The organism is Clostridium sp. (genome assembly GCF_040797585.1).
Classification (GTDB): Bacteria; Bacillota; Clostridia; order Clostridiales; family Clostridiaceae; genus Clostridium_Z.
In genome coordinates this window covers 1-12,088 of sequence record NZ_JBFNEO010000075.1, presented here as the reverse complement: position 1 = coordinate 12,088, position 12,088 = coordinate 1, and the positions used below count along the sequence as shown (strand labels likewise).

16 protein-coding genes are annotated in these 12,088 nt (G+C 32.9%); all 16 read left to right on the top strand.

All coding sequences use genetic code 11. The features are described 5' to 3' along the window. Positions 1-187: CheR family methyltransferase (locus AB2369_RS06770; RefSeq protein ID WP_367665718.1), on the top strand; the 187-nt coding region annotated here is incomplete at its 5' end. Between the two features lie 14 nt (positions 188-201). Further along, complete coding sequence (locus AB2369_RS06765) at positions 202-2,217, top strand: chemotaxis protein CheW (protein ID WP_367665717.1); 2,016 nt, start codon at positions 202-204, stop codon at positions 2,215-2,217. 31 nt (positions 2,218-2,248) lie between these two features. Beyond that, positions 2,249-2,854 (top strand): chemotaxis protein CheC, encoded by a 606-nt coding sequence (locus AB2369_RS06760; protein ID WP_367665716.1) that lies wholly within the window; start codon positions 2,249-2,251, stop codon positions 2,852-2,854. A 15-nt stretch (positions 2,855-2,869) separates the two neighbouring features. Next, entirely contained in the window at positions 2,870-3,229 is a 360-nt protein-coding gene (locus tag AB2369_RS06755) for a response regulator (protein ID WP_367665715.1), read from the top strand. A 13-nt stretch (positions 3,230-3,242) separates the two neighbouring features. Next, positions 3,243-3,638: a chemotaxis protein CheW gene (locus AB2369_RS06750; protein WP_367665714.1), complete on the top strand. Its 396-nt coding sequence runs from the start codon at positions 3,243-3,245 to the stop codon at positions 3,636-3,638. A gap of 26 nt (positions 3,639-3,664) precedes the next feature. Then, positions 3,665-4,660, top strand: coding sequence for a flagellar motor switch protein FliM (gene fliM, locus AB2369_RS06745; protein WP_367665713.1), 996 nt, complete (start codon positions 3,665-3,667; stop codon positions 4,658-4,660). Continuing rightward, positions 4,653-5,747, top strand: a complete 1,095-nt coding sequence (gene fliY, locus AB2369_RS06740) for a flagellar motor switch phosphatase FliY (protein ID WP_367665712.1) — start codon at positions 4,653-4,655, stop codon at positions 5,745-5,747. Before fliM ends, fliY begins: the two co-directional genes overlap by 8 nt. A 104-nt stretch (positions 5,748-5,851) precedes the next feature. Beyond that, complete coding sequence (locus AB2369_RS06735; protein WP_367665711.1) at positions 5,852-6,127, top strand: flagellar biosynthesis anti-sigma factor FlgM; 276 nt, start codon at positions 5,852-5,854, stop codon at positions 6,125-6,127. Further along, on the top strand, positions 6,127-6,537 hold the full coding sequence (locus AB2369_RS06730) for a flagellar protein FlgN (RefSeq protein WP_367665710.1): 411 nt from the start codon (positions 6,127-6,129) through the stop codon (positions 6,535-6,537). The genes AB2369_RS06735 and AB2369_RS06730 overlap by 1 nt, the downstream gene beginning before the upstream one ends. 12 nt (positions 6,538-6,549) lie before the next feature. Then, a complete protein-coding gene (gene flgK, locus AB2369_RS06725) occupies positions 6,550-8,271 on the top strand; it encodes a flagellar hook-associated protein FlgK (RefSeq protein WP_367665709.1) in 1,722 nt (573 codons plus the stop codon). A 10-nt stretch (positions 8,272-8,281) separates the two neighbouring features. Then, positions 8,282-9,343, top strand: a complete 1,062-nt coding sequence (gene flgL / locus AB2369_RS06720) for a flagellar hook-associated protein FlgL (RefSeq protein WP_367665708.1) — start codon at positions 8,282-8,284, stop codon at positions 9,341-9,343. A 9-nt stretch (positions 9,344-9,352) separates the two neighbouring features. Beyond that, the gene (fliW, locus tag AB2369_RS06715; protein WP_367665707.1) at positions 9,353-9,778 is read left to right on the top strand and encodes a flagellar assembly protein FliW; all 426 of its coding nucleotides are present in this window, start codon (positions 9,353-9,355) and stop codon (positions 9,776-9,778) included. A gap of 4 nt (positions 9,779-9,782) precedes the next feature. After that, positions 9,783-9,998: a carbon storage regulator CsrA gene (gene csrA / locus AB2369_RS06710; protein WP_367665706.1), complete on the top strand. Its 216-nt coding sequence runs from the start codon at positions 9,783-9,785 to the stop codon at positions 9,996-9,998. A gap of 15 nt (positions 9,999-10,013) precedes the next feature. Continuing rightward, a complete protein-coding gene (locus tag AB2369_RS06705) occupies positions 10,014-10,349 on the top strand; it encodes a flagellar protein FlaG (RefSeq protein ID WP_367665705.1) in 336 nt (111 codons plus the stop codon). 191 nt (positions 10,350-10,540) lie between these two features. After that, the gene (gene fliS, locus AB2369_RS06700) at positions 10,541-10,921 is read left to right on the top strand and encodes a flagellar export chaperone FliS (protein ID WP_367665719.1); all 381 of its coding nucleotides are present in this window, start codon (positions 10,541-10,543) and stop codon (positions 10,919-10,921) included. An 89-nt stretch (positions 10,922-11,010) separates the two neighbouring features. Further along, positions 11,011-12,088, top strand: a 1,078-nt coding sequence (locus tag AB2369_RS06695) for a flagellar cap protein FliD N-terminal domain-containing protein (protein ID WP_367665704.1), incomplete at its 3' end; no start/stop codon positions are given.

Sequence of the window (12,088 nt, the reverse complement as noted above, 5' to 3'; positions counted from 1 at the left end):
TGATATAATAGTTTGCAGAAATGTGGTAATATATTTTAATACAGATATAAAAAATGAAATATATAAAAAATTTAGTAATTCCTTAAAGCCAGGTGGATTATTATTTGTAGGTGCAACAGAAAGCATATATAATTATAAAGAGTATGGCTTTGAAAAAGCGTCTACTTTTATATATAGGAAGCTATAAGGGGGAATCTTATTATGGATACTTCACAATATCTTTCCATGTTTTTAGAAGAATCCATGGATAACTTACAAACTTTAAATGAAGCTCTATTAGAACTTGAGCAAGCTCCTGAAGATATAGATAAACTAAATGAAATCTTTAGGGTAGCACATACTATAAAGGGTATGGCAGCTACCATGGGATTTAGTAAAATGGCAGAACTTACTCATAATATGGAGAACATATTATCTAAGTTTAGAGAGGGTGACCTTAAGGCAGATCAAAATGTAGTAACAACATTATTTAAATGTCTTGACACTCTTGAGCAAATGGTAAATGATATATCAGAGGGCGAAGAGGGAAATAGAGATGTAAGTTCTTTAATAGAGGAATTAAATAGTTTAAATTCTTCTAAAAACCATGAGGAAGTTTTCAATGAAAATAGTGAAGATGATAACAACTTAGAATTAAATGAATATGATATAAGTGTATTAAAACAGGCAATAGATAAGGGTTTTAATGTTATAAGAGTTAATATAACTCTTGATGAAAACACTCTATTAAAGTCTGCTAGAGCATTTTTAATATTCAAGTCTTTAGAGGATGGAGGAGAAATAATAAAGTCAAATCCAGAGGCTGAGGATATAGAAAGTGAGAACTTTGAATTCAACATGGATCTTGTATATGTTACTGAAAGATCCTTAGAGGAAACAAAGACAATAGTATCAGGAATATCAGAGGTTAAGGAAGTTTTAGTTTCTTCAATAGAACTTAAGAAAACTAATGCTCCGAGTAGCAAGGTAACTAATGATTCAAAAGAAATATTAGAAACTGCTACAGAAAAGAAAGAGGAAAATAAGAAGGAAGCAGCAAAGCCTTTGAAAGAAATCAAGGAAAAGGAGGCTGTAACTTCTCACAAGAAAACTCATCAATCTGTAAGAGTAGATCTTGAAAGATTAGATAAGTTTATGAATATGGTATCAGAACTTGTTATTCATAGGACAAGACTTGAACAAATAAGCTCAAATCATAGATTATCTGACTTAAATGAGACATTAGAACAGGTTGCAAGAACTACATCAGATCTTCAAGATTTAGTTATGAAAATAAGAATGCTTCCTTTAGATGTAGTTTTCAATAGGTTTCCGAGGATGATTAGAGATTTATCTGTAGAGCTTTCTAAAAATATTAATTTTATAATAGAAGGACAAGACACAGAGCTTGATAGAACTGTTATAGATGAAATTGGTGAGCCACTTATACATCTTATAAGAAATGCTGTAGACCATGGAATTGAGCCAGAAGAAGATAGAATAAAGAATGGTAAAAAGCCAGAAGGTACCATAAAGCTTATAGCTTATCAAGAAGGTACTAAAGCTGTCATAAAGGTTCAAGATGATGGAAAAGGTATTGATGGAAATAGGGTTCGTGCAAAGGCAGAAAAGTTAGGTGTAAATACAGAGGGGATGAGCTATAATGAGATAGTGAACCTAATATTTATGCAAGGCTTTAGCACTAAGGAAGAAGTAACAGATATCTCAGGCCGAGGAGTTGGGATGGATGTAGTTAAAACTAAAATAGCATCCCTTGGTGGAACTGTGGATCTTATAAGTGAAGAGGGCAAAGGATCAACCTTCATAATAAGACTTCCATTAACTCTTCAAATAATTAAGGCATTACTTGTAAAGGTGGGAGATGAAACTCTTGCAATATCTCTTGGATATATAGATAGAGTTATTGACTTTACTAGTGATCTTATAAAGAAAACCAATAATAAGGAAGTTATATTATATAGAGATAATGTTATTCCATTAATTAGGGTTAATGAAAGACTTGGAATTTACAATGAAGAGAAGGAAAAGAGTTTTGTTGTAATAGTAAAGGTTGGAGAAAAGGTTGTAGGTCTTTTAGTAGACTCTTTACTTGGACAACAAGAAATAGTTATAAAGCCTTTAGGAAAGACTCTTCAAGGGCTAAGAGAGTATATAGGAGCTACAATCCTTGGTGATGGTCTTGTAACTTTAATACTAGATGTAGCCGCCCTTATTTAAATTGAAGTGATAGGAGGATAGCTAAAAGGCTATGAGTGATTTGAATTTTAATGCCCTTCAATTAGACGCCTTAAAGGAAGTTGGAAATATTGGGGCTGGAAATGCAGCTACAGCTTTATCACAGCTTCTTTCTAAGAAAGTTGATATGACAGTACCAGCTGTTAATATAATTTCTTTTACAGAGATATTTTCTAAAATAGGTGCAGAGGATGTAGTTGTATCAGTAATCGTAAGAGTTTTAGGAGATACTCCTGGAAATATATTATTTATATTAGAAAAAGAAGTAGCTGAAAACATGATAGAAGCTCTGACAGGAGTTAGAGAAGAAGAATTCAGTGAAATGGGTAATTCTGTATTATGTGAAATAGGAAATATAATAGCAGGTTCATATATGAATTCAATAGCTAAGTTCACAAATCTAGCTATAACACCATCAGTGCCAGCGGTGACTTATGATATGCTTGGAGCAATACTCTCCACTACATTCATAGAGTCTGGGCAGTTTGATGACAATGTACTAGATATAGAAACCATATTCTTAAATAAAGATGAGAATATGAATATTTCAGGGCACTTTTATTATGTGCCTATGCCAGGATCTTTAGAAAAAATATTAAATACACTTGGAGTAATGTAATGGAGGGAATGTGTTATGGCAAAAGTACTCATTGTTGATGATGCAGCTTTCATGAGAATGATGATAAAAGACATACTTGAAAAGAATGGTTTTGAAGTTGTAGGGGAAGCTAGCAATGGTGTAAAGGCGGTAGAGCTTTACAAAAAAGAAAGTCCGGACGTAGTTACTATGGATATAACTATGCCTGATATGGACGGAATAGAAGCGGTTAAGGAAATAAAGAGCTTTGATCCAAATGCGAAAATAATTATGTGTTCAGCTATGGGTCAACAAACCATGGTTATGGATGCTATAAGAGCGGGGGCAAAAGACTTCATAGTTAAGCCTTTCCAAGCGGATAGGGTTCTAGACGCAATAAGAAAGGTTATTGGCTAAAGGAGGCTAATATATGCAAGTTCTAATATTTAAGTTAAATGATGAACACTTTGCAGTGGAAACTGCAAGGGTTCAGGTTATAAATGATATGATGGAAGTAACCAGGGTGCCTAAGGCACCTAGTTATATAAAAGGGCTTATAAATCTCAGAGGAAATATTATATCTCTTCTTGATATAAATCTTCTTTTAAACATAGAGAAGAAGAATCAAGGGGAAGAAAATATAGTTATTCTAAATGTGGGAGAAGAACAAGTGGGCATATGTGTAGATGAAGTAGAGGAAGTTATAGAGGTTGAAGAAGATAAAATAGAAACCTTAAAGGAAGAAAAAGGTGAAAATTATATTAAAGGAATTATAAATTTCGGCGATAAAATAGTTACAATGATTGATATTGATAAGCTAATTTAAATTTAACAAGGAAATGAGTGAGTTTTATGGCAGAGGTTTTATCCCAAAGTGAAATAGATGAGCTGTTGTCTGCCTTATCCTCAGGGGAAATAGTGCCAGACGATGTGGAGAAGGAAGAGGAAAAGCACAAAATAAAACTTTATGACTTCAGAAGTCCTCAAAAGTTTTCTAAGGATCATATTAGAACCTTAGAGCTTATCCATGATAATTATGCAAGAATCATTACTAACTATTTAACCGCTCAAGTAAGAAGCAATGTTAAAGTTAAGATTGAATCTGTAGAGCAGATTACTTATGAGGAGTTTATACACTCTATTCCAAGTCCAACGATTTTAACTGTATTTAAGATGCCACCTTTAAATGGATCTATACTTTTTGAAACCAATCCTCAGTTTGTATTTCAAATCTTAGATGTACTTCTAGGAGGAACTGGTGACAGAAGGTTTAAAATGAGAGAGTTTTCAGACATTGATAAGAATATAATAAAGCAGGTTAATACAGGACTTATAGGGAACTTAAAGCTTGCTTGGGAAGATATATTAGAAGTTGAGCCAGAGATTGAGGGTCTTGAAACAAATCCAGCTTTAAATCAAACACTTGCGCCTAATGAACCGGTAGCACTTATAACTTTCTCCGTTGAAATGGGAAAACAAAATACCTTTATAAATATTTGTATTCCTTACCTTAGCATAGAGAAGGTTTTAGATAAGCTTGTTGTTCAGTATTGGTTTGAACAAAGTGATTCTGAACTTGTTCGTGAATCAAGATCAAAGATAAAAGAAAGATTAAATGTGGTTGATGTTGAAATGATAGCTCTTCTAGGTAAAACTTCAATTACCGTTGATGAATTCTTAAAGCTTTCAACAGGAGATATAGTTACCTTAGATAAAAAATGTAATAGTCCTGTAACTATAACAGTAGAAGATACAGAATACTTCTATGGAGTTCCAGGAACCGTTGGCAAGAATTTAGGTGTATCTGTGTTAGATATTATAGATAAGGATGTGGAGAGCTATGAGTAATGGATTTCTTTCTCAAGAAGAAATAGATTCTCTACTGAATGGAGGAGTTGACAAGGCTCCAGAGGACAATAGTAGGGAAAAAGATTCTATATTAAGCGATATAGAAAAAGATTTATTAGGAGAAATAGGTAATATATCTATGGGATCAGCATCCACTGCTTTATCCCAAATAATAAATCAACAAGTTAATATAACTACTCCTATGGTTTCTATTACTAGTCTAGAGGATTTGAAGAGCAGCTTTGAAGTTCCCAATATTGCTTTAGAGGTTGAATATATAACAGGAATAGTAGGATTAAATTTATTAGTTATGAAAACAAGTGATGCTTCAGTTATAGCTAACTTAATGATGGGTGGAGATGGAACAACAGGTAACATTGAGCTTTCTGAAATTGAAATAAGTGCAGTTTCAGAGGCTATGAACCAAATGATAGGTTCAGCTGCTACATCAATGGCAACAATGTTTTCAAGGGAGGTAAATATTTCACCTCCAACTTCTAAGGTTTGGGCTGATCTTTCAGATAATTTATCAGAAAAGATAGATGAATCTGAAGATGTTGTTAAGGTTTCATTTAAGCTTAATATTGGAAATTTAATAGATAGTAATATAATGCAAATACTTCCAGTAAATACAGCTAAAAAGATAGTTTCTATTATGATGGGACAAGATAATGATGAGATTGTACATAATAATGATCATAAACCGGAAGTGAGGGAAGAAAGGGTAGTTATGGAGAATTTTGAGAAGCCTATAGAGGTAGAACCAAGGGTTCAAGTACACCAAGCAGAATTCCAACCACTTAAATCTTCATCACCAAGCAATCATCAAAATATTGATTTAATCTTAGATGTGCCCCTTGAAATATCTGTGGTTCTTGGAAGAACTAAAAAGAATATAAAAGATATTTTAAGTTTAGGTACAGGGTCCTTAATAGAACTTGATAAACTTGCAGAAGAACCAGTAGAAGTATTAGTAAATGGTAAGAGGATTGCTTATGGAGAAGTAGTTGTTGTAGACGAAAACTTTGGAGTTAGAATAACAAATATAGTAAGCAGTAGTGAAAGAGTGAAATCTTTAGGAAAATAAGTTATAGGCATATTGATATGTATCAATATGCTTATTTTTTTCTATAAACTTTATAGATAAATAGTCGATATAAAAAGTATAGAAAGAATTAAGGAGTGTTAGAAATGGATATAAAAGCTGTGGGAGTAAGTAAAGTAGTTAATCTTTATAGGGATAATAATAAGATGAACAAAAGCAGCAAAATAGAAAAAAAAGGTGATACCTTGGAAATATCTCCCTTAGCTAAAAAACTAAGTGGGTTATCTATAGATGATATAAATATAGATAAAACTAAGGAAATAGAGAGAATAAAAGAAGAAATTAAAAAAGGCAGTTATAATATAGACTCTAAGGATCTTGCAAGAAAAATTATTAACTCCATGAAAGGGAGTGGAATTTAATGAAGGAAGCCTTAAAGAAAGTCTTAAATGAGGAAGAAGAAGGATTAAAAAATCTATTAAAGCTATTAGAAGATCAATATGCATTTATTATTAAAAAGGATGTATTTAAATTAGAAGGAATGGTAGATAAGATAAAGCTATGTAATAAAAATATAGCGGAAATTGAAGTGAGAAGAAGAGGGGTTTTAGGACAGCTTTCTATGAAGGATTATATAAATTCCTCAGCGGATGAGGATCTTAAAATTCTTTATAGCAATATAAATAATTTAATTCATGAGCTAACTATTCAAAAGGAGAGTAATGATTTATTAATAAAGCAGAACCTATCCTTTGTAAATAAAATGTTAGCTTATATAAATCCTGAAAGAAGTGCATCTACCTATAATTCCTATGGAAAAGTAAGAAAATAAGGAGGATTAACTATGTCTGGATTATTTAATACCTTTAATATAGCTAAAAGAGGTATGGGAGTTCAACAAAAGGCTTTAGATGTAACATCCCATAATATATCAAATGCAAACACACCGGGATATTCAAGACAAAGGGCAGAAATAGAAACCTCAAGACCCTTTGGGATGCCATCTTTAAATAGCGTTACAGAGCCAGGACAGCTTGGAACGGGAGCTCAAATATCTGCAATAAATAGAATAAGAGATACCTTTACAGATTACCTATATAGAAATGAAAGCAGTACCTATGGAAACTTTGAACAGAGATATAATTTTTTAACTCAGGTTGAGGGAATATTTACAGAGCCTTCTGATACAGGTATATCAAGCCTTATGGGAAAGTTCTTTGATGCATGGCAAGAGGTTTCAAAGCAGCCAAGTAGCTCAAGGGCAAGGACGGTTTTAGTTGAGCAGACTAAGGCATTAACTAATGCTTTAAATCATGCTAGTAATCAGTTAGAAAAACTTACAGATAATGCTCAGAGCCTTTTAAAGGACAATGTATTTGAGGTTAATAATCTCTTAGATCAGGTAAATCAGCTTAATAAGGAAATAAGATCTGTTAAGGTGGCAGGAAATACTCCTAATGACTTAATGGATAAGAGAGATCTTTTATTAGATGAGTTAAGTTTAAAGTTTAATATAAATGTAGATAGAAAAAATTTAGAAACCATAGAACTTAAACCAACGGATGGGGGAGATTTCGCCCTTGTACGTCCAACAGATGGGGAGAGCTATAATAGGCTTTCTTATATAAGTGGGGTAGAAAAACAAACTGATGGAAAGATAAAGGTAACATATTACGCCTTAGGAAATATGAATTCTCAGGATAATAAAAAAGAGCTTACAATAGAACCTGGTACAATGAAGGATGATGAGATAGATGCCAAAATTAAGGAATTAGAAGAAACTAGGGTCATCTTTGGTAATGAAAAAGGAGAAGCTATAGGACCAGGTGGAAAAGTTATAAGTGGATCACAACCAATAACATTTGATGATCTTCAGCTGTTTAAACCTTCATCAGGAGGGTTTAAGGGCATTATGTCTATCCAGGAAGATGTGAATAAATATAAGGGTGAATTAGATAGACTGGCAAAAGCCATGGCTTTTGCAGTAAATACAATCCATAGTGGAACTGATATTGCAGGGGATGATGATTTACCTTTCTTTGTAAATGGAGATGATGAGAGTAAAGAACACGAGATAACTGCTGGAAATATAAAGGTAAATGATGAGATATCAAAGGATCCTATGAAGATAAAGGTAAAGAAAGATGATTCTTCAGGAGAGAGTGATGGAAGCCGTGCCCTTGCTATAGCCCAGCTTAGGGATACCCTATTAAAGGTACAAGATATAAACAACCAAACCACTAGGCAATTATTTATAGATGGAAGACTAAATCCAGATGGTGGTATGGGAATAGAGAATGATGTAAGTGGTATGAAAATTGATGGATACTTTAAAGATACAATAAATAGATTAGGAGTTCAGTGCCAAGAGGCTAAGAGAATGGTAAAGAATCAATTGACCCTTCTTGATGGACATAACGAATCAAGAGGTTCAGTATCAGGAGTATCCTTAGATGAAGAAATGGCAAATCTAATACAGTTCCAACATGCATATAGTGCAAATGCAAAGATAGTATCTACTGTAGATGAACTTTTAGATGTAGTAATTAATGGACTAAAGAGATAGGAGGTAGAAGATGAGAGTTACAAATAAAATGCTTTCTACAAATTTCTTAAGAGATATGAGAAATAACCTTGGAAATATGAGGGATCTTCAATCTCAGCTAACCTCAGGTAAGGAGATTAGAAGACCTTCAGATAATCCTTTTAAGGTAGCAAGAAGTATGCAACTTTACTCTGATATAGGAGCAAATAAGCAGTACAATGAAAATATAAATGACACATTAAACTGGCTAGATACAACAGATACAGCATTAGATAAGGGAGGAAAGACCCTTCAGAGGATAAGAGACCTTTTAGTATCTGCAGGTAATGTAGCCTATGGAACAGAAGAGAAGAAAGCTCTTAAGGATGAGATAAACCAAAAGGTAGGAGAGTTCTCTCAGATATTAAATACCAACTTTGACGGTAGATATATATTTGGAGGAACTAAAGGTACATCAAAGCCTGTGGAAGCCCTTCAAGATGATAAAGGAAATACTCATATGGTGTATAGAGCAAAGGATGGAAGCTACTTAGATGAGAAGGGAGAAAAGCTTATTATTGAGGATGGAAAGCTTAAGGTTGATACAGCTGGAAATTTTGTTAAAGATACTAATGTAAATGATGATGATAAGGCAAAGTATAAGGCTGAATTCGATCATTTAAGTGAGGACTTAGTGGTGGAAATTTCTCAAGGGGTAACCATGGAGTATAATGTGCCCTCTAGAGATATTATGGAGTTCTCAGAAGGAAAGAATCTTATGGACCTTTTAAATGATATAACATATAACTTGTCTTCCACCAACCCAGATGATACTAAAAAGCTTACAGGAGAAAACTTAGATGATATTACAAAGGCTATAGATAATCTCTTGAAGCTCAGATCCGAGGTGGGAGCGAAACAAAATAGAATGGAAGCTGCTAAGGAGCAAAACTCTGAAGAGAATTTTAACTTAACAGATATATTATCTAAGAATGAGGATATAGATTTTACAGAGAAGATTATGGAATACTCCATGATGCAGACAGTATATATAGCTTCCCTTCAGACCTCAGCAAAGATAATCCAGCCTTCACTTTTAGACTACTTAAGGTAGGTGATAGTAATGATCTTAGAAACTAAAGCTCATGGGAAAGTAAGCTATGAAGAAGGAGAAGTTATAACCTTTAAAAAAGGTATTCCAGGATTTCATAAGCTAAGTAAATTTATATTATTTGATGCTAAGGATAATCCAGTATTTAAGGTTCTTCATTCCATAGAAGATACTAATATTGGATTTATAGTAATAAATCCTTTTGATTTCTTTAATGACTATGAGTTTACCATAGAGGATAAAGTTTTAAGGGATTTAGGAATAGAGAAGGAAGAAGAGGTTATGGTTTTAAATACGGTGACCTTAAATAGTGATATAAAAAATATAACCACAAACTTAAAAGCTCCTATAATAATAAATATTAAAACACTTCTTGGGGAACAAATAATAATTGATAAAGAAAAATATAAGGTTAAACACCCTCTAATTAAGGAGTGATAAGATGCTTGTTTTAACTAGGAAAAAGGGAGAGAGTATTCTTATAGGAGATGATATAGAAATCACTTTGGTGAAGGTAGAAGATGGAGCAGTTAAGATTTCCATAAAGGCACCAAGGGATGTTCAAATATTAAGAAAAGAATTATATGTAGAGGTGGAAAAAGAAAATATTAGTGCTGTAGATATAGATATGTCAATACTTAAAAATATAAAAAAATAGATTAGGGGTGCAAACATGGAAGTTACAAGAATAGGTCAGGGAGGACCAATGGCTTTAAATAATGCATCGGAAGGAAATGACATAAAGGGCAATGAGGGTAAGGCAACCACAAAAGAGGATATTTCACAGAAAGAACTTAATAAATCTATAGATAAATTAAATAGGTTCTTAAAGGATGAAAATCTAAGGGTTGTTTATGAAAACCATGAAAAGTTCAAAAATTCAATTATGGTAAAGATAATAAATGAAGACACCAAGGAGGTTATAATGGAAATACCTCCAAAGAAAATAGTAGATATGGTGGCAAAGATGTGTGAGATGGTAGGTATTCTTATAGATAAGAAGGCTTAAAGGGAGCACATTAAAGAACCCTATTAATTTAGTAGTACAATCTAAGACATATAAAAAATATTATATGACATATGGTAGGATATTAAGAAAATCTATAGAACTCTAAATATAATGATCTAAATAGATTAATATGTTTTAGTATAAGACTTTTTAATAGTCTTATTAAAGATATGGAGGGTTTATTAACAATGATGTATGGGAACAAGGCATATAATGCCTACAAAAGCAATAGTGTAAATCACGCTTCAAAGGATCAACTTCTTATAATGCTTGTAGATGGAGCTGTTAAATACTCAAAGATGGGTAGACAAGCTATATTAGATAAGAATTTAAAAAAGGCTCATGAAGATATAGTAAGAACTCAGGATATATTTATAGAACTTATGGCTACCTTAGATACTTCAGCAGGGGATTGGGCTAGTCAGATATTTTCTATATATGAGTTTATAAATAATAGATTAATTGAAGCTAATATGAAGAAAAGTATAGAAATTATGGATGAGATAATACCACTTATAGAAGAGGTAAGAGATACTTGGCATGCAGCATCAAAACTTGCAAAAGCTAAGTAATATGGGTGTAGAAATTTACATTTTAGAAGTGAAAGTTAGGGAGACAATACTTAATTACTTTCTAAAAATTAAGTTAGGAGGGATATAAAATGAATATATCTCCAAATAGAATTACAGGTCTTGCAACGGGCATGGACACAGACAACATGGTAAAACAGATGATGAAGCCTTATGTGATGAAGGTAGACAAGCAAAAACAACAAAGAGATCTTGCCATATGGCAGCAGGAGCTTTTTAGAGGCGTAACTAAGAGCATGAGGGACATGTATGATAAGTACTTTGATGTATTATCAAAGGATAGTATACTATCAGCAAAAAACCTTGCATCTACATCAGCTACGGTAAAGGATTCTACCATAGCTGATATTACAAGCCTTACTGGAGCTAAGGCAGGGGGATATAAGATCAACGTAAAGGAACTTGCAACTCCACCTTTTGTTAAGACAGGAGCTCTTGAGGAAGGGGCTTTGGATAAAGAAATAGAAACAGATACTATTCTTAAGTTTAAAGTAGGCACTGATACTACTGAAATTACCATAAAGGCTGGAACTAAAGTTAAGGATATGATAGCAGAAATAAATTCTAAGGGTAAGACTTTGGGAGTTAAAGCAAGCTATAGCAGCTTTACTAAGGATATAACCATAGAGACAGCTAATACAGGAAGTAAAAGTTTTCTTGAGATAGAGGGATTAGATAAGTTAACTATAAAAGATTCACAAGATGTTAGTAAGCCATTATTTGAGAATCTTGGCACTGGTAGTAATTATGGAAAGCTAAGTTTTGAAAAGTTTTTAAGTGATGAGAAGATGGATATATCTTCTTTACAGGGTAGGGAGATAGGATTAAAAGATAAAGATGGTAATGAAATTAAGGTAGAGGATAAAGACACTATTGAAACTTTAATGGGTAAAATAAAGACTGCCATTGGAGATACTGAAGGAACAAGGGTTAAGTATGAAAAGGGTAGAATACTGGTAGATAATGAAATAAAATTTGACGGCATAGATGCCGCAGTAAAAAGTCTACAAGGTAAGGCTATAACCATAGGAAGTAAAGCTATAACCATAGATGAAACTGATACCCTTAGTAGTTTAGTTGACAAGATAAAGTCAGAAACAGGCTTAGATGCTAGTATTCAGGATAGAAGTATTGTATTTTCTACAGGAG